This window comes from Stenotrophomonas sp. STEN009, assembly GCF_056760395.1.
Map to the genome: position 1 here is coordinate 48,614 of NZ_JBRRES010000027.1, position 18,357 is coordinate 66,970.

Below are 18,357 nucleotides of genomic sequence, written 5' to 3' on the forward strand. Positions count from 1 at the left end.
GACAGGCCTGCCCGCCACGGCGGGCAGGCCTCCCGGCTACCCTCGATTCAGGCGGTTCAGGCAGAATCCCCCTCATACCCTTCCAGGATCTGCCCATGCGCGTTCTGCTGCTTTCCTCCCTGCTGCTCACCGTCACCGCCTGTACCTGGGTGCCGATCGAACCGGCCGGGAAGACCGTCCGCGTGCTGCCGGCCGGGCCGGCGCCGACCGGCTGCATCACCAAGGGCGAGGTGGTGGTCACCGTGAAGAGCAAGGTCGGCTTCTACAACCGCAACCCGCTGCGCGTGCAGGAAGAACTGGAAACGCTGGCCCGCAACGAGGCCCCCAGCGCCGGCGCCAATGCCGTACAGGCCGCCGCACCGCCGGCCGATGGCAGCCAGCGCTTTGCCGCCTTCCAGTGCCCGCCGCGCTGAATCCTTCACCATACGGGCAAGCCTGAATTCGTAAAGATGCGGTGAAGGCCCGGGGGGTTATAGAATAGCGCCCCCTTTTGCCTGAGCCTTGGCGCTAACCTCGATGCTCTTCAAGAATGTCTCGATCGCCGGCCTGGCACACGTCGATGCGCCTCATACGCTGACGACGAAGGAAATCAACGAACGCCTGCAGCCGACGCTGGACCGGCTGGGCATCCGCACCGACGTGCTCGGCGATATCGCCGGCATCCACGCCCGCCGCCTGTGGGACAACGGCGTGCTGGCCTCGGACGCGGCCACCATGGCCGGTCGCAAGGCACTGGAAGATGCCGGCATCGAAGCCACCCAGGTCGGCCTGCTGGTCAATACCTCGGTCAGCCGCGACTACCTGGAGCCGTCCACGGCCTCCATCGTCTCGGGCAATCTGGGTGTCAGCGACGAATGCATGACGTTCGATGTCGCAAATGCCTGCCTGGCCTTCATCAACGGCATGGACATCGCGGCGCGCATGATCGAGCGCGGTGACATCGACTATGCGCTGGTGGTGGATGGCGAAACCGCCAACCTGGTGTACGAGAAGACGCTGGAGCGCATGACCGCGCCGGACGTCACCGCCGACGATTTCCGCAACGAACTGGCGGCGCTGACCACCGGTTCGGGCGCTGCCGCCATGGTGATGGCGCGCTCGGAACTGGTGCCGGATGCCCCGCGCTACAAGGGCGGCGTCACCCGTTCGGCGACCGAATGGAACCAGCTGTGCCTGGGCAACCTGGACCGCATGGTGACCGACACCCGCCTGCTGCTGATCGAAGGCATCAAGCTGGCGCAGAAGACGTTCACTGCGGCCAAGATCGCGCTGGGCTGGGCGGTGGAAGAACTGGACCAGTTCGTCATCCACCAGGTCAGCCAGCCGCACACCGCAGCATTCATCAAGAACTTCGGCATCGACCCGAAGAAGGTCATGACCATCTTCGGCGAGCACGGCAACATCGGCCCGGCGTCGGTACCGATCGTGCTGAGCAAGCTCAAGCAGCTGGGCAAGCTGAAGAAGGGTGATCGCATCGCGCTTCTGGGCATCGGCTCGGGCCTGAACTGCTCGATGGCCGAAGTGGTCTGGTAAACAGACCCCTGCGTTGAATCCTGGGGCCGGTACTACCGGCCCTTTTTACAGGTGCGACCCGATGTCCAAGCTTCCCGGTTACCCCGCCCATCCCCAACGCTTCGAGGTTCGCCCCGGCCTGTCGATGAACTATCTCGACGAGGGCCCGCGCGACGGTGAGGTGGTGGTGATGGTGCACGGCAATCCGTCGTGGAGCTATTACTGGCGCACGCTGGTGGCCGGCCTGTCGGACAAGTACCGTTGCATCGTGCCCGACCACATCGGCATGGGCCTGTCGGACAAGCCCGATGACCGTGGCTATGCGTACACGCTGCAATCGCGCGTGGATGACCTGGATGCGCTGCTCAGGCACCTGGGCATCACCGGCCCGGTGACCCTGGCCGTGCACGACTGGGGCGGCATGATCGGCTTTGGCTGGGCGCTGTCGCACCACGCGCAGGTCAAGCGGCTGGTGGTGCTCAACACCGCCGCGTTCCCGATGCCGGCAGCGAAGAAGATGCCGTGGCAGATCGCGCTCGGACGGCACTGGAAGATCGGCGAGTGGATCATCCGCACCTTCAATGCCTTCTCCGCCGGCGCATCGTGGCTGGGCGTTGAGCGGAAGATGCCCGCCGACGTGCGCCGCGCGTATGTATCGCCGTACAACAGCTATGCCAACCGCATCAGCACCATCCGCTTCATGCAGGACATTCCGCTGGGCCCGGCCGACAAGGCGTGGTCGCTGCTGGAGCGTGCAGGCAAGGCGCTGCCGTCGTTTGCCGATCGCCCGGCCTTCATAGGCTGGGGCCTGCGCGACTTCGTGTTCGACCACCATTTCCTGCAGGGCTTCCAGGCGGCGCTGCCGCAGGCCCAGGTGCATGCCTTCAAGGACGCGGGCCACTACGTGCTGGAAGACAAGCACGAGGTGCTGGTGCCGGAGATCCGCGCCTTCCTGGACGCGAACCCGATCTGATCGGATCCCCTCGGTAGCGCCGGGCCATGCCCGGCGTTGTCGTACAGGGAGTCAGAGCCCTTCCGTGCCGGAAACGGGACCGACCCCGACCGTCACGCCGCGATCGGCGCCTGCGGCGGAGACGACGGGCTGCTGCCGTTGTCGTCCGGATGATCGTCGTCGTTGTCCGCCTCGTCGCGCCAGCGCCAGTCGGCCAGCGTCAGCGGGTCCAGGCCGTAGGCGATGCGGGCCTTGTCGCACTGCGGGCTGGCCTTGCCGTACTCCCATGAGGCATCCACTTCGCGGCACACGCTGGGCCGGTTGGGGTGGATCGTGCAGCGCGAATACACGCCGATCTGCGCATCCAGTGCCACGCAGCGCACCGGTTTGGAGTGGGTGCCGCGCATGCACAGGCGATGCGGGTCGAGCACTTCGGTCAGCTGGTGGGGCACGCCGCCCGGGGTGACCTCGTCCGATTCCATCCAGTGGAAGGCCACGCGGTACTGGGTGCAGCAGGCGCCGCAGGTCATGCAGGGGTGTTGCATGGGCAAGCCGCCTCGGGCGGCAGTCGGAATCGGGAACGAGGCTGCGGATTTTCCACGAAGTGAGCCGCCGCGCAAGAAATTCCGTAAGCGGCGACAATGAACGGATGAACCGACCCTGCAACATTGCTGCGCGGTTGCCTGAACTGGCCCGTGAACGCCCCGACCAGATCGCCATCCGCTGCCCCGGCCGCCGCGGCGCCGGCAACGGCATGGCGGCCTACGATGTGACCCTGGACTATCGGCAGCTGGATGCCCGCAGCGACGCCATGGCCGCCGGCCTGGCCGGCTACGGGATCGGGCGCGGCGTGCGCACGGTGGTGATGGTGCGGCCCTCGCCGGAGTTCTTCCTGCTGATGTTCGCCCTGTTCAAGCTGGGTGCGGTGCCGGTGCTGGTCGATCCCGGCATCGACCGGCGCGCGCTGAAGCAGTGCCTGGACGAAGCCCAGCCGGAGGCCTTCATCGGCATCCCGCTGGCCCACGTGGCACGGCTGGCGCTGCGCTGGGCGCCGTCGGCGACCCGCTTGGTCACGGTGGGACGGCGGCTGGCCTGGGGCGGGACCACCCTGGCCGCGCTGGAGCGCGCGGGCGCGCAGGCCGGGCCGATGCTGGCGGCCACCGACGGCGAGGACATGGCCGCGATCCTGTTCACCAGCGGCTCTACGGGCGTGCCCAAGGGCGTGGTCTACCGCCATCGCCATTTCCTGGGCCAGATCGAGCTGCTGGGCAGCGCCTTCGGCATGGAGGCCGGCGGGGTGGACCTGCCGACCTTCCCGCCCTTCGCCCTGTTCGATCCCGCATTGGGGTTGACCTCGGTGATCCCGGACATGGACCCCACGCGGCCCGCGCAGGCCGATCCGGCACGCCTGCATGATGCGATCCAACGCTTCGGCGTGACCCAGCTGTTCGGCTCGCCTGCGCTGATGCGGGTCCTGGCCCGCCATGGCCGGCCGCTGCCGTCGGTGACCCGGGTGACCTCGGCCGGTGCCCCGGTTCCGCCGGATGTGGTCGCCACCATCCGTGGCCTGCTGCCGGCCGGCGCGCAGTTCTGGACGCCGTACGGTGCCACCGAATGCCTGCCGGTGGCGGTGGTGGAAGGCCATGAACTGGAGCGCACCCGTGCGGCCACCGAGGGCGGTGCGGGTACCTGCGTGGGCAACGTGGTGGCCCCGAACGAAGTGCGCATCATCGCCATCGACGATGCACCGCTGGCCGACTGGTCGCAGGTGCGCGTGCTGGCCACCGGCGAGGTGGGCGAGATCACCGTGGCCGGCCCCACCGCCACCGACAGCTATTTCAATCGCCCGCAGGCCACCGCTGCGGCGAAGATTGCCGAAACGCTGGCCGATGGCAGTACCCGCATCGTGCATCGCATGGGCGATGTCGGCTATTTCGACGCGCAGGGCCGTTTGTGGTTCTGCGGACGCAAGACCCAGCGCGTGGAAACCCCGCACGGCCCGCTCTACACCGAACAGGTCGAGCCGGTGTTCAACACGGTGCAGGGCGTGGCACGCACCGCGCTGGTCGGCGTGGGTCCCGCGGGCGCGCAGGTGCCGGTCCTGTGCGTGGAGCTGCAGCGTGGACAGTCCGACAGCCCGGCGCTGCATGAAGTGCTGCGCGCCCTTGCCGGCGCACGCCTGCCCGAGGCCGGGCTGCAGCACTTCCTGGTGCATCCGGCGTTTCCCGTCGATATCCGTCACAACGCCAAGATCGGCCGCGAGAAGCTCGCCGTCTGGGCCAGCGCCGAACTGGAGAAGCGCGCATGAAGATCCTGGTCACCGGTGGTGGTGGTTTCCTTGGCCAGGCGCTGTGCCGCGGGCTGGTCGAGCGCGGCCACCAGGTGCTGGCATTCAACCGCAGCCACTACCCGGCGCTGCAGGCGCTGGGAGTGGGCCAGATCCGTGGCGACCTGGCGGACCCGCAGGCCGTGCTGCATGCGGTGGCCGGTGTCGATGCGGTATTCCACAACGGTGCCAAGGCCGGTGCCTGGGGAAGTTACGACAGCTACCACCAGGCCAATGTGGTCGGCACCGACAATGTCATCGCTGCCTGCCGTGCGCATGGCATCGGCAGGCTGGTCTATACCTCCACACCGAGCGTGACCCATCGTGCCACCCACCCGGTGGAAGGACTGGGCGCGGACGAGGTGCCCTACGGCGAGGATTTCCAGGCGCCGTACGCGGCGACCAAGGCGATCGCCGAACAACGGGTGCTGGCCGCCAACGACGCGACGCTGGCCACGGTGGCGCTGCGTCCGCGCCTGATCTGGGGGCCGGGCGACCAGCAGCTGGTGCCGCGTCTGGCCGAGCGCGCACGGCAGGGCCGGCTGCGCCTGGTCGGTGATGGCAGCAACAAGGTCGACACCACCTACATCGACAACGCCGCGCTGGCGCACTTCCTGGCATTCGAGGCGCTGGGCCCGGCGGCGGCCTGCGCCGGCAAGGCCTACTTCATCTCCAATGGCGAGCCACTGCCGATGCGCGAGCTGGTCAACAAGTTGCTGCAGGCCGTGGGCGCCCCCCCTGTGGAGAAGGCAATCAGCTTCAGGACCGCCTACCGGATCGGTGCGATCTGCGAGCGCCTGTGGCCGCTGCTGCGGTTGCGCGGCGAGCCGCCGTTGACGCGTTTCCTCGCCGAGCAGCTGTGCACGCCGCACTGGTACAGCATGGAGCCGGCGCGCCGTGATTTCGGCTATGTGCCGCAGGTCAGCATCGAGGAAGGGCTGCGTCGGCTGCAGGCCGCGTCGTCATGACGGCAGCCTCACGGCGCTGAAGACTTCATCGCGCGCAGAACCGGCCATCACCGGTTGCACACCGCCGGACCGGGAGGATGGACCCCACGCCACCCACGGCCGAATATCTGCGAGGAGCGCCATGCTGCATTACGCCGTCATTTTCTTCGTCATCGCCATCATCGCCGCCGTGCTCGGTTTCTCCGGCATCGCCGGCGCGGCCAGCAACATTGCCTGGATCCTGTTCGTGGTGTTCCTGGTCCTGGCGGTGATCTCGATGTTCCGCAAGCGCGGCTAGTGAGCCCCGGAGCAGTGCCGGTCGATGGCCGGCACTGCTCCGGCGGAAGCGGTTGTTTCCTGTAGTACCGGGTACTGCCTGGCCTACAGCAGCCTCTGATCGGCTTCGTGCCGTTCCAGCGCCAGTTCGATCAGGCGCGTGATCAGCGTGGTGTAATCCACGCCACTGGCGCCCCACAGCTTCGGGTACATGCTGATGCGGGTGAAGCCCGGCAGCGTGTTGACCTCGTTGATGACGACGCGGCCATCGCCGGTCAGGAACACATCCACTCTGGCCATGCCGGCGCACTCCAGCGCCTGATACGCCTGCAGGGCGATCTGCCTGATCCGCTGCTGGGTGGCATCATCGATGTCGGCCGGGACCACGACGTCGGCACCGTTCTCGTTGAGGTACTTGGTGTCGTAGGCATAGAACTCGTCGTGCACCACCACTTCGCCACACACGCTGGCCTGCGGCTGCTCGTTGCCGAGCACCGCACATTCGATCTCGCGGCCGGCCACGGCCGCTTCCACCAGAACCTTGTGGTCGTAGCGCAGCGCCCGTTCCAGCGCGGCCGCGAAGCCGGCAGCGTCCTTGACCTTGCTCACCCCCACCGACGAACCCTGGTTGGCCGGCTTCACGAACAGCGGCAGACCGAGCTGGGCGATGACGCCGTCGACATCGATGTTCGCAGCCTGGTGGCGACGGATGCACTGCCAGGGCGCCACCTGCAGGCCGGCATCGCGCAGCAGGCGCTTGGTCACGTCCTTGTCCATGGCCACGGCCGAGCCCAGCACCGGTGAACCGACGAAGGGCAGGTTGGCCATGCGCAGCAGGCCCTGCAGCGCGCCATCCTCACCCAGCGGACCATGCACGATCGGCAGGACAATGTCGATCTGGCCGAGCACGGCAGCCGGATCGGCGGGCTGCAGCTGCGCCTGTCCGGCGCCCGGGTGCACCGCCAGCGCGACGCCGGACCGGTGCAGCGCGATGCGCGCCGGATCATCGGCGTTGAGCAGGAAGCTCCCGGCCTGGCTCAGATGCCATCGGCCCTGCTTGTCGATGCCGATCAGCACCGGCTCGAAGCGCTCGTGGTCGAGTGCGTCGAGGATGTTCTTCGCCGACTGCAGCGAGACTTCGTGCTCGGAGGACGTACCACCGAAAATGATGCCGACCCGGGTCCTGCTCATGGGCAATGCGATGTCCTGGACGTTGCGTGGCCCCACAGCATGGACCTTCCTTCGCCCGGCAGGTGAGGCGGAGATGAACCCGCACCCATCCGCGCTGCCCGGCCCAAGCCCGGCACCCACGAAGGTAGAATGGGGCCATGGCTCTTTCCCTGCTCAAGTCCCTCAAGCCGGTCGCCGGCCGTGCCCTGCAGATCGCCCTGAACCGCGCCCTGGCGCTGGATCCGGATACCCGCCACGCGTTGGCCGGTCTGGATGGCCGCCATATCGATCTGACCCTGGAGGCTCCTGCGCTGGCCATGCGCATCAGCGTTGACGGTGACCAGCTGCGGGTGGGGCCGGTGGATGCGCAGGAAGCCGATCTGGCCGTACGCAGCAGCCTGTCGGGGGTGCTGGCCCAGCTGCCGCTGCTGGCCAATGCCCGGCGCGCCGACAGCACCGGCAAGGGACGCGTGCGCGTGGCCGGCGATGCCGAGTTGGCGCGCCGCCTGCAGCAGCTGGCCAAGGGCTTCGACCCGGACTGGCAGCAGCCGTTCGTCAGCGTGTTCGGCGAGGTGCTGGGCGTACAGGTGGCCAATACACTGCGCGGCGCGCTGCAGCACGCCCGCCAGGGCGTGATCGATCTGGCGCACAGTGCAGCCGAATTCATTACCGAGGAATCGCGCGACGTGGTGCCGCGCGCCGAGCTGGACGCGTTCCACGACGATGTGGATGTGCTGCGCGATGATGTCGAGCGCCTGGGTGCACGCGTGCAGCGCCTGCGGGGTGCGGCATGAAGGCGGTGCTGCGGGCCAGCCGCATCGGCCGGGTGATCCTGCGCTACCGCCTGGATGACCTGCTGCAGGACACGCCGGCCGAACGCTGGCTGCGCCTGGCCAAACCCTTCGTTCCGCGGGCCTCTGCCGACATCGCCGCGCAATCGCGTGGCGCACGCCTGCGCCTGGCGCTGCAGGACCTGGGTCCGATCTTCGTCAAGTTCGGGCAGATCCTGTCGACCCGTCGCGACCTGGTGCCGCCGGACGTGGCCAACGAACTGACCCTGCTGCAGGACCGGGTCAAGCCGTTCGACGGCGACACCGCGCGCCGCATCGTCGAGGACGCGCTGGGCCTGCCGGTCAGCGAAGCCTTTGCCAGCTTCGATACCGAACCGCTGGCGTCGGCCTCGATCGCGCAGGTCCATGCGGCCACGCTGGCCGATGGCCGCCAGGTGGTGGTCAAGGTGCTGCGCCCGGGCATCGAGAAGCAGATCGACGCCGATATCGCCCTGCTCAATTCACTGGCCGCGCTGGTTGAGCGCACCCACCCGCGTGCCGACAAGATCCGCCCGCGCGAAGTCGTGGCGGAAGTGGAGAACACCCTGGCCGCCGAGCTGGACCTGCAGCGCGAAGGCGCCAACGCCAGCGTGCTGCGCCGCTTCTGGGAGAACTCCGACGACCTGTACGTGCCGGAAGTGATCTGGAGCCACACGGCCGAGCGCGCGCTGACCCTGGAGCGCGTGTGGGGCATTCCCTCCGATGACATCGTGGCACTGGACGCCGCCGGGATCGATCGCAAGGCGCTGGCCGCCAAGGGCGTGCGGGTGTTCTACACCCAGGTGTTCCGCGACAACTTCTTCCACGCCGATGCGCATGCCGGCAACATCTGGGTCGACCCCGATCCGGCACGCCGCAGCGATCCGCGCTTCATCGCGCTGGACTTCGGCATCATGGGCCAGCTGTCGCAGGAAGATCAGTACTACCTGGCTGAGAACTTCATGGCCATTTTCAACCGCGACTACCGCCGCATCGCCGAGCTGCACGTGCAGGCGCGCTGGATGCCGGACCACGTGCGCATCGACGACCTGGAAGCGGCGGTGCGGTCGGTGTGCGAGCCGTACTTCACCCGCCCGCTGTCGCAGATCTCGCTGGCGGAAGTGCTGATGAAGCTGTTCCGCGTGGCGCAGCGCTACCAGCTGACGCTGCAGCCGCAGCTGATCCTGCTGCAGAAGACCCTGTTGAACATCGAAGGCGTCGGTCGCCAGCTCGACCCGCAGATCGATATCTGGGCGGTGGCCAAGCCGGTACTGGCGAAGATCCTGCGCGAGCGCTACAGCCCGCGCAGGGTGATGCGCGAGCTCGGCAAGCGCCTGCCGGAAATCATGACCCACGCACCGGACATGCCACGCCTGGTGCATGCCTGGCTGACCCAGCAGGTGGAGGGACGTCACGAGCTGGCGATGCGCTCGCGCGATCTGGTATCGCTCGATGCCAGCGTGCAGCGCCTGCAGAAGCATGCGGTCGGTGCCATCACCGGCGTCGGCCTGCTCGCCATTGCCGCCCTGATGTACGTGCTGCAGCCGCCCGGCTGGTACTGGGGCGACCTGCCGATGTGGAGCTGGCTGTCGGGCGCGGTGGGTGTGGTCGCGTTGGCCCGGGCATGGTGGAAGTAGCCGCCGTGCTGCAGGCGCTCAAGGACGAACTGGTGCGCTTTGGCGCCGACAACGATGCGCGCGAAAGCGAGCGGGCCCGGCGCATGCTCAACATCACGCCGGATACCGGTGCGCTGCTGTCGCTGCTGGTACGTTTCGGACAGGCCCGGCGCGTGCTGGAGATCGGCACCTCCAACGGCTATTCCACGCTGTGGCTGGCCGAGGCTGCCGCTGCCATCGACGGCCATGTGACCACGCTGGAGTACGCTGCCGACAAGGTGGCCCTGGCCGGCGCGACCTTCGCCCGCAGCGGCCTGCAGGCGCATATCACCCTGATGCACGCTGACGCCGGGACGTGGCTGGCGCAGGCGGCCGATGCCAGCATCGACCTGCTGTTCCTCGATTCGGATCGCGAGCAGTACGCTGGCTGGTGGCCGCACCTGCGCCGCGTGCTGCGGCCCGGTGGCCTGCTGGTGGTGGACAACGCGATCTCCCACGCCGAACAGATGGAGCCGCTGCGTGCAGCACTGGTGGCCGATCCTGATGTCAGCGTCAGCCTGGTGCCGGTGGGCAACGGTGAACTGCTCGCACTGCGCAACGTTTGACGCACTGCCCTGCGGAGCCGGGCCCGTATAATCGCGCGGTGAGCACCGAACCCGATACCCTCGCCGCGGTCGAGACCGACACCGCCCCCCTTCGGCTCCTGCACCTGGATGAACGCCTGGCGGTGGTCGACAAGCCGGCCGGGCTGATGGTCCATGACAGCAAGCTGGCCCGTGGCGAAGATGATTTCCTGGCCGATCGCCTGCGTGAGCAGCTCGGGCGCCCGATCTTTCTGGTGCATCGGCTGGATCGTGCCACCAGTGGCTGCCTGCTGCTGGCTTTCGACCGTGACACCGCCAGTGCGCTGGGCAAGGCCCTGATGGGCGGCGAGGTGGCCAAGGACTACCTGACCATCTGCCGCGGCTGGCCGGCCGAGGCGTCCTGGCGGGTCGACCACGACCTCGACGGCGGCCCCGGAAAACCGGTCAAGAAGCCTGCCATCACCGACTTCCAGTGCCTGGCTACCGGCGAGCTGCCGGTGCCGGTCGGCGAGTTCGCCCGTTCGCGCTATGCGCTGCTGCGCTGCCAGCCGCAGACCGGACGGTTCCGGCAGATCCGCCGGCATCTCAAGCATCTTTCGCACCACATGATCGGCGACACCAGCCACGGCGACGGCCGCCACAACCGCATCTTCCGCATGCAGGGGGTGCACCGCATGCTGCTGCACGCCGAGCGCCTGCGTTTTCCGCATCCCGAGGGCGGCACGGTGGATGTGCGGGCGCCGCTGGACCGGGAATTCCAGAAGGCACTGGACCTGTTCGGCTGGCGGGTGGAGTGAAGGCAGCGCCGGGCATGGCCCGGCGCTACCGCCTCACTTTTTTTCCGGCTCGTTGACGATCGCTTCCAGATCCTTCTGCAGGTCGGCGAACAGCGGCTGCATGCGCGACTGGATGGCCACCATCACGTTCTGCATCAGCGCCGGGGTCTTGTCGAGCAGACTCTGCCCCGCCGGGCTCTCGTAGAACTCGGCCATCGCCAGCACGTCTTCCTTGCTGAAGGTCTTCTTGTAGAGATCCACGTACATCGGCCGCAGCTGCTGCCATGACAGGGCCTGGCGCAGGGTCTGGCTGGTCCGTGCCTGGATGCGCTTGAGCTGCTCCTGCTGCTGGGCATTGAGCTGGCGCTGCGACGCGACCTGCTGGAACTGCTGCTGCTGCATCGCCTCGATCTGCGGCAGCATGGTGTCGATCATGCTCTGCGCGCGGGAGGCCGACAGCAGGCGGTTGATGTCGCCGTCGGTCGGCGCGGCGGCCAGGACCGGGGCGCTGGCCACGGCAAGCGCCAGCAGAAGGGCAGCACGGCGCAGCAGGGCGGGCAGGGTGGATGCGGAGCGGATCATGCGAAGCTTCCTGCGGTACATGGGACGGCCAGCATACCCGCTGGCAAGGCGAAGGCGGCGTGTTCGGTGCCTGATCGGCGGCATACGGCGCGCGATGCCGCACTCCGCCACGTGGCTGCCGTTACAATGCGCGGATGGGCAGTGGACCGGTCACCATCAGCGCGCAGCTTGAAATCCCCGACGGCGAGATCGTCGAGCGTTTCGTGCGTGCCAGTGGTGCCGGTGGCCAGAACGTCAACAAGGTGTCCACCGCGGTGGAACTGCGTTTCGACGTGGCCAACTCGCCCTCGTTGCCCGAACCGTTGCGCGCGCGCCTGCTGGCGCGGCGTGACCGGCGGATGACCGGCGAAGGCGTGCTGGTCATCGACGCGCAACGCTTCCGGACCCAGGATCGCAATCGCGAGGATGCGCGCGAGCGGCTGGCGGCCTTCATCCAGGCCGGGTTGAGCGTGCCCAAACCGCGCAAGGCCACCAAGCCGACCCTCGGGTCGAAACTGCGTCGTCTGGACGCCAAACGCGGGCGCGCGCAGATCAAGCGCGGGCGCTCCTCACGTGACTGGGAGTGATTGCTTGAACAACCCGACTCCGTTGCTGCCGGCCATCCCGCCGAACATGCCGCAGGTCAGATCCAACCCGTTCCTGCGCTGGCTGGCGCGCTGCACCCTGCGCATGGGCGGCTGGAAGGTGGTCGGCACCCTGCCGGACATCCCGAAGCTGGTCTTCATCATCGCCCCGCACTCGTCCAACTGGGACGGGTTCTGGGGCATGGCGGCCAAGATCGCACTGGGCATGAAGGTCAAGGTGCTGGGCAAGGCGTCGCTGTTCTGGTGGCCCCTGGGCCCGCTGCTGCACCGGCTGGGCGTGATCCCGCTGGACCGCAGCTCGCCGCAGGGAACCGTCGGCCAGGCCGTGGACCTGATCCGCAACAACGACAGGATGTGGTTCGCGATCACCCCTGAAGGCACCCGCAAGGCGGTCAAGGAATGGAAGGCCGGATTCCTGAAGATCGCGCGGATGGCCGACGTGCCGATCCTGACCGCCTATTTCCATTATCCGGAGAAGGTCATCGGCGTCGGTCCGCTGTTCCATCCCACCGGCGATGACGTGGCCGACATGGCCGCCATCCGCGAGTTCTACCGGCCCTGGATCGGCAAGACCCGCGGTACGGTCTGAGCCGGCCGCCAGTGAAGGTCCAGACGCCACGTCCGGCACATGCCGGGCGAGCGCGACAGGAGTAGGGTGGACGGTCGGCATCCCATCCCGTCTGCCCAAGGAGCGTTTTACATGTCGCGTACCGTAGTCCTGGCCGCCGCCATCAGCCTGGCGCTGGCGGCCTGTTCCGGCAAGGAGTCCACCCCCGTGTCCGCAGCCCAGAATACCCCGGCCCAGCAGCCGGCCGATGCCTCCACCAACCCGCTGCTGAGCGCCAGCACGCTGCCGTTCCAGGCGCCGCCGTTCGACAAGATCAAGGACAGCGACTACCTGCCGGCGTTCGAGGAAGGCATGCGCCAGCACCTGGCCGACGTGCGCAAGATCGCCGACAACAGCGAGCCGGCCACCTTCGACAACACCATCGTGGCGATGGAGCGCAGCGGCGAGACCCTGACCCGCGTGTCGCGCATCTTCTTCGGCCTGGTGCAGGCCGATACCAACGATGCGCGCCAGAAGATCCAGGAAGAAGTCGCGCCGAAACTGGCCGCGCACCAGGACGAGATCAGCCTCGACCCGAAGCTGTTCGCACGCGTGAAGTCACTGTACGACCAGCGTGACACGCTGGGCCTGGACCCGGTGCAGAAGCGCCTGGTCGAGCATTACTACGACGGCCTGGTGCGTGCCGGTGCGCAGCTGTCCGACGCCGACAAGGCCAGCCTGCGCAAGCTCAACGTGGAAGAGACCACGCTTTCCACCCAGTTCCATACCCGCCTGGTCGCCGCCACCGCTGCCGCTGCCGTCATCGTGGACGACAAGGCCAAGCTGGCCGGCCTGGATGAGAACGCGATCAACACCGCAGCTGCCGATGCGAAGGCGCGCAAGCTTGACGGCAAGTTCCTGCTGCCGCTGCAGAACACCACCCAGCAGCCGGTGCTTGGTTCGCTGAGCGACCGCGACCAGCGCGCCGCCGTGCTCAAGGCCTCGGAAACCCGCGCCGAGCGCGGTGATGCCAACGATACCCGCCAGACCGTGCAGCGCCTGGCCCAGCTGCGTGCGCAGAAGGCCAAGCTGCTGGGTTTCGACACCTTCGCCGACTACCAGCTGGGCGACCAGATGGCCAAGAACCCGGCCGCCGCGCTGAAGCTGCTGACCGACACCGTGCCGGCTGCCACCGCCAAGGCACGTGCCGAAGCCGGCGAGATCCAGAAGGTGATCGACGCGCAGAAGGGCGGTTTCCAGGTTGCGGCCTCGGACTGGGACTTCTACGCCGAGCAGGTACGCAAGGCCAAGTACGATCTGGATGAGTCGCAGATCAAGCCCTATTTCGAGCTGGACAACGTGCTGCAGAACGGCGTCTTCTACGCCGCCACCCAGCTGTACGGCATCACCTTCAAGCCACGTACCGACATTCCGACCTACCACCCGGACATGAAGGTGTATGAAGTGTTCGACAAGGACGGCACCTCGCTGGCCCTGTTCTACACCGACTACTTCAAGCGTGACAGCAAGTCCGGTGGCGCGTGGATGGACGTGTTCGTCGAGCAGGATGGCCTGACCGGCGCCAAGCCGGTGGTCTACAACGTCTGCAACTTCACCAAGCCGGCCGAAGGCCAGCCGGCGCTGTTGAGCTTCGACGACGTCACCACCCTGTTCCACGAGTTCGGCCACGCCCTGCACGGCATGTTCTCGAACGTGAAGTACCCCTCGATCGCCGGCACGGCCACCTCGCGCGATTTCGTCGAGTTCCCGTCGCAGTTCAACGAGCACTGGGCGCTGGATCCGAAGGTGTTCGCCAACTACGCCAAGAACTACAAGACCGGCGAGCCGATGCCGCAGGAACTGGTCGACAAGATCCTCAAGGCGCGCAGCTTCAACCAGGGCTACGCCACCACCGAGTACCTGTCGGCTGCGCTGCTGGACCTGGCCTGGCACACGCAGAAGGCCGACGCGCCGCTGCAGGATGTTGGAGCCTTCGAAGCCAGCGCGCTGAAGAAGTTCAAGGTCGATCTGCCGCAGGTTCCGCCGCGCTACCGCACCACCTACTTCGACCACATCTGGGGCGGTGGCTACTCGGCCGGCTACTACGCCTACTTCTGGGCGGAAGTGCTCGACCATGACGCCTTCCAGTGGTTCACCGAGAACGGTGGCCTGACCGCGGCCAATGGCCAGCAATTCCGCGACAAGATCCTCTCGCGCGGCAACAGCGTGGAGCTGTCGACCCTGTACCGCGATTTCCGCGGCAAGGACCCGTCGGTGGAACCGCTGCTGAAGTTCCGCGGGCTGAAGTAAGAAAGCGAAAACGGCGGGGGCGACCTCGCCGTTTTTCTTTCTGTAGCGTCGAGCCATGCTCGACGTTCTTCTGTAGAGCCGAGCCCATGCTCGGCTGATGTTTCCTGGAAAGGCAGCCGAGCATGGGCTCGGCTCTACAAACAGCGTTACGTCCCCACGTGCACCGGGTTCGCCTGTTCGGCAAGGCCCAGGTGATCCAGCGCGATATCCAGCGCCAGCACGTAGCTCTGCGCGCCATAGCCGGCGGCGATGCCCAGGCGCTGGCCGATGCCGGCCGGCAGACAGGGCTCAGCCACCGCGCCGTCGTCATGCACCTCCACGTAGGCGTTGTGCAGATAGGGCAGCAGGCGCTGCAGACGCAGGCTGCCGGCACACGCGCCGGGATCGAGCAATGTCACTTCGCCGCGGCTGTGATCGGCCACGCGCAGGGCATCCAGCAGTTCCTGTTCCGAACCGCAGGCACGGATGGCCACGCTGGTGCCGGCATCGATCGCACGGTGTACCAGCGACTTCAGTACCGGTGCCGGCAGCGGCAGTGCGGTACGGATCAATGTGCCGGCCGCTTCCGGGCCGCGGATGATGAAGATCGACATGGCTCACCCCTCCTGCGCCAGGCGGCGGCCGACGATGGCCAGCGACAGCGGATAACCGGCCTGCTGGCTGCGCTGGTCGACCACCACCGCGGCCGGCCCATGCTGCAGGCGCAGGCGCGCGTCCAGGCCGGGTTCGCGGGCGCTCTGCAGTTCGATGTACTGCGCCGGCAGCCGCTCCAGGGCGGCCTGCAGCGCGCTGCCCTCGGCCTGCCATTGCGCCTCGTCGGCCACGCCCACGTCCAGCAGTACCCAGTCGGCCGAGCGCGCCTGCGGCTGGCACAGGCACTGGCGCACTTCGGACAGGCTGGCGCAGTCGCTGCACAGCACGCGGTGGCCGGACAACTGCGCCGGCAGCTGCGGACGCGGTGCCGATGAAGAGGCGTGGCGGATCACCAGGAGGGTCATACAACACCTTGCGGAAAGCGCCGTTCGGCGCGGTGGGCAGACGATGCGCGCAGTGCCCGTAAAGGTGCGATGCCGGGCGCCGGGCCCGGGCGTAAAACCTGCGTAACCCTGCATCGGCAGCGCCGGGCCATGTCCGGAGAGCACATGGCGCGGCCGTCCCAACACTCCGCCGGGCATGGCCCGGCGCGACCGGGAACCTCTTGCACCCGGATGGGGTCTGAAGACCCTGCCACCCCATCGGAACCTGACATGGATGCTGTTGCCCGACCGCCGTTCCCGCAACGCGCTCTCGCCTGGCTGAAGAAGGAGGCGCTGCCGCTGCTGCTCATGCTGGGCCTGCTCGCCGCCGCCCGCGACACCCTCGCCAATCATTACGTGGTGCCCAGTGGCTCGATGCAGCCGACCCTGCAGCCCGGTGACCGGGTGGTGGTGGACATGCGTGCCTATGGCCTGCGCCTGCCGTTCACCAACACGTCCCTGCTGTCCACCGGCCAGCCGCAGCGCGGCGAGGTGGCAGTGTTCGATTCGCCTGCCGACGGCACCCGCCTGATCAAACGGGTCGCCGCCGTGGCCGGCGACCACGTGCAACTGCACGAGGGCCACCTGAGCATCAACGGCCACCCGCTGCAGATGACCGACCTGCAGGACGTGGAGGCCTTCGGCAGCCGCCGTGCGCGCCTGGACCTGGACATGGGCGGTGGTCCCGACATTGCGGATCTGGTGGTACCGGCCGGCAAGCTGCTGGTACTGGGGGATCATCGCGGCAACAGTTTCGATGGCCGCTTCTTCGGCTTCGTCGACGCCGACAAGGTCTACGGGCGCGCGGTGGCCGTCTACTACCGCCGTGGCGATGGCTTCCAGTGGCAGCACCTGTGAGTTGAATCGATACGTCAGGGATATCAATCCTGACTTTTCAGGTTATGGATCGACTGGATGGACGGGCCTACTCTGGGGCCCGTTCCCTCCACCCCGGCCGCCCCTACGGCCCTTCGATCCCATGACTGGCGAAACCGCCGCGGCCCCCGAACGTCGCTTCCCTCCTGCCGATTCCAGCCCCGAGACACGCATCCAGCAGGGCACGCCAGCGTTCCGCCGCACGGCGGTCGCGCTGTTCCTGGCCGGCTTCTCCACCTTTGGCCTGCTGTACACGGTGCAGCCGTTGCTGCCCGAGTTCAGCCGCCACTTCGGCGTCTCCGCCGCCGGCAGCGCGATGTCGCTGTCACTGACCACCGGCACGCTGGCCGTGGCGATGCTGCTGGCCGGGCTGCTGTCCGACGCCGTGGGCCGCAGGCCGTTGATGATCGTCGCCCTGCTGGCCTCGGCCATCCTCTCGCTGAGTACCGCCCTGGTCGATGACTGGACCACGCTGCTGGTGCTGCGCACCCTGCTGGGCCTGGCCCTGAGTGGCGTGCCGGCGGTGGCGATGACCTATCTGGTCGAAGAAATGGACAGCCGCGCACTGGGCCTGGCGATGGGCCTGTACATCGGCGGCAACGCGATCGGTGGCATGAGCGGGCGCCTGCTCGCCGGCATCATCGCCGACCATTGGGGGTGGCGCTGGGGCATCGGCGTGGTCTCGATCATCGCCGTGGCCAGCACCGTGCTGCTGTGGCTGCAGCTGCCACCATCGCGGCATTTCCAGGCCCGTCGCGGCGGCCTGCGCCAGCTGCCGTCGCGCTGGCGCACGTTGTTCGCCGATCCTGGCCTGCCGTGGCTGTTCGCCACCTCCTTCGTGTTGATGGGCGTATTCGTCACCCTCTACAACTACCTCGGCTATCACCTGCTGGCGCCGCCGTACCACCTCAGCCAGACCGTGGTCGGGCTGATCTTCAGCGTCTACCTGGTCGGTACGTTCAGCTCGGCATGGATGGGCCAACAGGCCACGCGGTACGGCCGTGGGCGCGTCCTGTCGATCTCCTTCGTGCTTATCGGTGCCGGCATCGCGCTGCTGGCGATGCCGTGGCTGACCACGATGGCGCTGGGCATCGCGCTGGTGACCTTCGGCTTCTTCGGCGGTCATTCGGTCGCCAGCAGCTGGGTCGGCAGCCGGGCGGGCATGATGCGCGCGGAAGCCTCGGCACTGTATCTGTTCGCCTACTACCTGGGGTCGAGCGTGCTGGGCGGTGTGGGCGGGCTTGCCTACGCCGCGTGGGACTGGCTGGGGGTGTGCGCGTTCGCGGCAGTGCTGACCCTGCTTGGCGGTGGCATCGTCTGGGCGTTGCAGCAGCGCGCCCCGCAGCCGGTGACGGCCTGATGCTCGCCGGGGGGGGGCCCGCGGGGCCCGTTGGGCCCCGGCACGGGCTCGGGGCGGGGCGCGCGCCGCGCGGCCCCCCCGGCGCGCGGCCGGGGGGGGGGGACCCCCCCCGCC

General features: G+C 67.9%; 20 protein-coding genes. 15 read left to right on the forward strand and 5 right to left on the reverse strand.

Annotated features, from left to right (window positions below; genetic code table 11):
- Positions 1-95 precede the first annotated feature (95 nt).
- The 3 genes from ACVOMM_RS13375 to ACVOMM_RS13385 all read left to right on the forward strand — a co-directional run bounded on the left by ACVOMM_RS13375 (position 96) and on the right by ACVOMM_RS13385 (position 2,485).
- Positions 96-413, forward strand: a complete 318-nt coding sequence (locus tag ACVOMM_RS13375) for a DUF4156 domain-containing protein (RefSeq protein ID WP_053518422.1) — start codon at positions 96-98, stop codon at positions 411-413.
- 103 nt (positions 414-516) lie between these two features.
- Positions 517-1,533 carry a 3-oxoacyl-ACP synthase III gene (locus tag ACVOMM_RS13380; RefSeq protein WP_008264841.1) on the forward strand — a complete coding sequence of 339 codons (1,017 nt, stop codon included), beginning with the start codon at positions 517-519 and terminating at the stop codon, positions 1,531-1,533.
- A 61-nt stretch (positions 1,534-1,594) separates the two neighbouring features.
- Entirely contained in the window at positions 1,595-2,485 is an 891-nt protein-coding gene (locus ACVOMM_RS13385) for an alpha/beta fold hydrolase (protein ID WP_053518424.1), read from the forward strand.
- A 92-nt stretch (positions 2,486-2,577) separates the two neighbouring features.
- Here the strand turns inward: ACVOMM_RS13385 and ACVOMM_RS13390 are convergent, their stop codons facing one another.
- Positions 2,578-3,009 carry a YkgJ family cysteine cluster protein gene (locus ACVOMM_RS13390; protein ID WP_053518425.1) on the reverse strand — a complete coding sequence of 144 codons (432 nt, stop codon included), beginning with the start codon at positions 3,007-3,009 and terminating at the stop codon, positions 2,578-2,580.
- Between the two features lie 104 nt (positions 3,010-3,113).
- Here ACVOMM_RS13390 and oleC point away from each other — a divergent pair, with 104 nt between their 5' ends.
- From oleC to ACVOMM_RS13405, 3 genes are all read left to right on the forward strand, one after another.
- The gene (gene oleC / locus ACVOMM_RS13395) at positions 3,114-4,772 is read left to right on the forward strand and encodes an olefin beta-lactone synthetase (protein WP_065182050.1); all 1,659 of its coding nucleotides are present in this window, start codon (positions 3,114-3,116) and stop codon (positions 4,770-4,772) included.
- Positions 4,769-5,758 (forward strand): 2-alkyl-3-oxoalkanoate reductase, encoded by a 990-nt coding sequence (gene oleD / locus ACVOMM_RS13400; RefSeq protein ID WP_111186525.1) that lies wholly within the window; start codon positions 4,769-4,771, stop codon positions 5,756-5,758. The genes oleC and oleD overlap by 4 nt, the downstream gene beginning before the upstream one ends.
- 121 nt (positions 5,759-5,879) lie before the next feature.
- Positions 5,880-6,035 carry a DUF1328 domain-containing protein gene (locus ACVOMM_RS13405; protein ID WP_004153593.1) on the forward strand — a complete coding sequence of 52 codons (156 nt, stop codon included), beginning with the start codon at positions 5,880-5,882 and terminating at the stop codon, positions 6,033-6,035.
- An 83-nt stretch (positions 6,036-6,118) separates the two neighbouring features.
- On the opposite strand, the gene ddlA is transcribed toward ACVOMM_RS13405, so the two are convergent.
- Positions 6,119-7,204, reverse strand: a complete 1,086-nt coding sequence (gene ddlA, locus ACVOMM_RS13410; RefSeq protein ID WP_481526354.1) for a D-alanine--D-alanine ligase — start codon at positions 7,202-7,204, stop codon at positions 6,119-6,121.
- 137 nt (positions 7,205-7,341) lie between these two features.
- Here ddlA and ACVOMM_RS13415 point away from each other — a divergent pair, with 137 nt between their 5' ends.
- From ACVOMM_RS13415 to ACVOMM_RS13430, 4 genes are read left to right on the forward strand one after another with little or no spacing between them, the layout of a single operon-like run.
- The gene (locus ACVOMM_RS13415; RefSeq protein WP_053518430.1) at positions 7,342-7,977 is read left to right on the forward strand and encodes a ubiquinone biosynthesis accessory factor UbiJ; all 636 of its coding nucleotides are present in this window, start codon (positions 7,342-7,344) and stop codon (positions 7,975-7,977) included.
- A complete protein-coding gene (ubiB, locus tag ACVOMM_RS13420) occupies positions 7,974-9,629 on the forward strand; it encodes a ubiquinone biosynthesis regulatory protein kinase UbiB (RefSeq protein WP_277381290.1) in 1,656 nt (551 codons plus the stop codon). Before ACVOMM_RS13415 ends, ubiB begins: the two co-directional genes overlap by 4 nt.
- Positions 9,617-10,213: an O-methyltransferase gene (locus ACVOMM_RS13425; RefSeq protein WP_481526355.1), complete on the forward strand. Its 597-nt coding sequence runs from the start codon at positions 9,617-9,619 to the stop codon at positions 10,211-10,213. Before ubiB ends, ACVOMM_RS13425 begins: the two co-directional genes overlap by 13 nt.
- Before the next feature lie 38 nt (positions 10,214-10,251).
- Complete coding sequence (locus tag ACVOMM_RS13430) at positions 10,252-10,989, forward strand: pseudouridine synthase (protein WP_053518434.1); 738 nt, start codon at positions 10,252-10,254, stop codon at positions 10,987-10,989.
- Positions 10,990-11,022: 33 nt separating this feature from the next.
- Here ACVOMM_RS13430 and ACVOMM_RS13435 read toward each other — a convergent pair whose 3' ends face one another.
- A complete protein-coding gene (locus ACVOMM_RS13435) occupies positions 11,023-11,550 on the reverse strand; it encodes a DUF2059 domain-containing protein (RefSeq protein ID WP_065174175.1) in 528 nt (175 codons plus the stop codon).
- Between the two features lie 134 nt (positions 11,551-11,684).
- Between ACVOMM_RS13435 and arfB the strand changes: the two genes are divergently transcribed.
- The 3 genes from arfB (at position 11,685) to dcp (ending at position 14,991) form a co-directional block, all read left to right on the forward strand.
- Positions 11,685-12,116 carry an alternative ribosome rescue aminoacyl-tRNA hydrolase ArfB gene (gene arfB, locus ACVOMM_RS13440; protein ID WP_005420755.1) on the forward strand — a complete coding sequence of 144 codons (432 nt, stop codon included), beginning with the start codon at positions 11,685-11,687 and terminating at the stop codon, positions 12,114-12,116.
- Positions 12,117-12,120: 4 nt separating this feature from the next.
- Positions 12,121-12,723 carry a lysophospholipid acyltransferase family protein gene (locus tag ACVOMM_RS13445; RefSeq protein WP_053518437.1) on the forward strand — a complete coding sequence of 201 codons (603 nt, stop codon included), beginning with the start codon at positions 12,121-12,123 and terminating at the stop codon, positions 12,721-12,723.
- Between the two features lie 111 nt (positions 12,724-12,834).
- Entirely contained in the window at positions 12,835-14,991 is a 2,157-nt protein-coding gene (dcp, locus tag ACVOMM_RS13450) for a peptidyl-dipeptidase Dcp (protein WP_481526356.1), read from the forward strand.
- Positions 14,992-15,137: 146 nt separating this feature from the next.
- Here dcp and ACVOMM_RS13455 read toward each other — a convergent pair whose 3' ends face one another.
- Together ACVOMM_RS13455 and ACVOMM_RS13460 are read right to left on the reverse strand one after the other, a co-directional pair.
- Positions 15,138-15,584, reverse strand: coding sequence for a 3-dehydroquinate dehydratase (locus ACVOMM_RS13455; RefSeq protein ID WP_180876414.1), 447 nt, complete (start codon positions 15,582-15,584; stop codon positions 15,138-15,140).
- A 3-nt stretch (positions 15,585-15,587) separates the two neighbouring features.
- Positions 15,588-15,989, reverse strand: a complete 402-nt coding sequence (locus tag ACVOMM_RS13460) for a hypothetical protein (RefSeq protein ID WP_065174177.1) — start codon at positions 15,987-15,989, stop codon at positions 15,588-15,590.
- 249 nt (positions 15,990-16,238) lie between these two features.
- Between ACVOMM_RS13460 and lepB the strand changes: the two genes are divergently transcribed.
- Together lepB and ACVOMM_RS13470 are read left to right on the forward strand one after the other, a co-directional pair.
- Positions 16,239-16,865: a signal peptidase I gene (lepB, locus tag ACVOMM_RS13465; protein WP_481526357.1), complete on the forward strand. Its 627-nt coding sequence runs from the start codon at positions 16,239-16,241 to the stop codon at positions 16,863-16,865.
- A gap of 121 nt (positions 16,866-16,986) precedes the next feature.
- Positions 16,987-18,243 carry an MFS transporter gene (locus tag ACVOMM_RS13470; RefSeq protein WP_065182046.1) on the forward strand — a complete coding sequence of 419 codons (1,257 nt, stop codon included), beginning with the start codon at positions 16,987-16,989 and terminating at the stop codon, positions 18,241-18,243.
- Positions 18,244-18,357: the final 114 nt, after the last annotated feature.

Bases quoted from the DNA above. Each gene is read 5' to 3' on its own strand.
- arfB (WP_005420755.1), top strand. From the start codon at position 11,685: ATGGGCAGTGGACCGGTCACCATCAGCGCGCAGCTTGAAATCCCCGAC.
- ACVOMM_RS13405 (WP_004153593.1), top strand. From the start codon at position 5,880: ATGCTGCATTACGCCGTCATTTTCTTCGTCATCGCCATCATCGCCGCC.
- ACVOMM_RS13425 (WP_481526355.1), top strand. From the start codon at position 9,617: ATGGTGGAAGTAGCCGCCGTGCTGCAGGCGCTCAAGGACGAACTGGTG.
- ACVOMM_RS13415 (WP_053518430.1), top strand. From the start codon at position 7,342: ATGGCTCTTTCCCTGCTCAAGTCCCTCAAGCCGGTCGCCGGCCGTGCC.
- ACVOMM_RS13380 (WP_008264841.1), top strand. From the start codon at position 517: ATGCTCTTCAAGAATGTCTCGATCGCCGGCCTGGCACACGTCGATGCG.
- ACVOMM_RS13435 (WP_065174175.1), bottom strand. From the start codon at position 11,550: ATGATCCGCTCCGCATCCACCCTGCCCGCCCTGCTGCGCCGTGCTGCC.
- ddlA (WP_481526354.1), bottom strand. From the start codon at position 7,204: ATGAGCAGGACCCGGGTCGGCATCATTTTCGGTGGTACGTCCTCCGAG.
- ubiB (WP_277381290.1), top strand. From the start codon at position 7,974: ATGAAGGCGGTGCTGCGGGCCAGCCGCATCGGCCGGGTGATCCTGCGC.
- oleC (WP_065182050.1), top strand. From the start codon at position 3,114: ATGAACCGACCCTGCAACATTGCTGCGCGGTTGCCTGAACTGGCCCGT.
- ACVOMM_RS13385 (WP_053518424.1), top strand. From the start codon at position 1,595: ATGTCCAAGCTTCCCGGTTACCCCGCCCATCCCCAACGCTTCGAGGTT.
- ACVOMM_RS13390 (WP_053518425.1), bottom strand. From the start codon at position 3,009: ATGCAACACCCCTGCATGACCTGCGGCGCCTGCTGCACCCAGTACCGC.
- ACVOMM_RS13470 (WP_065182046.1), top strand. From the start codon at position 16,987: ATGACTGGCGAAACCGCCGCGGCCCCCGAACGTCGCTTCCCTCCTGCC.
- ACVOMM_RS13460 (WP_065174177.1), bottom strand. From the start codon at position 15,989: ATGACCCTCCTGGTGATCCGCCACGCCTCTTCATCGGCACCGCGTCCG.
- oleD (WP_111186525.1), top strand. From the start codon at position 4,769: ATGAAGATCCTGGTCACCGGTGGTGGTGGTTTCCTTGGCCAGGCGCTG.
- ACVOMM_RS13375 (WP_053518422.1), top strand. From the start codon at position 96: ATGCGCGTTCTGCTGCTTTCCTCCCTGCTGCTCACCGTCACCGCCTGT.
- ACVOMM_RS13455 (WP_180876414.1), bottom strand. From the start codon at position 15,584: ATGTCGATCTTCATCATCCGCGGCCCGGAAGCGGCCGGCACATTGATC.
- lepB (WP_481526357.1), top strand. From the start codon at position 16,239: ATGGATGCTGTTGCCCGACCGCCGTTCCCGCAACGCGCTCTCGCCTGG.
- dcp (WP_481526356.1), top strand. From the start codon at position 12,835: ATGTCGCGTACCGTAGTCCTGGCCGCCGCCATCAGCCTGGCGCTGGCG.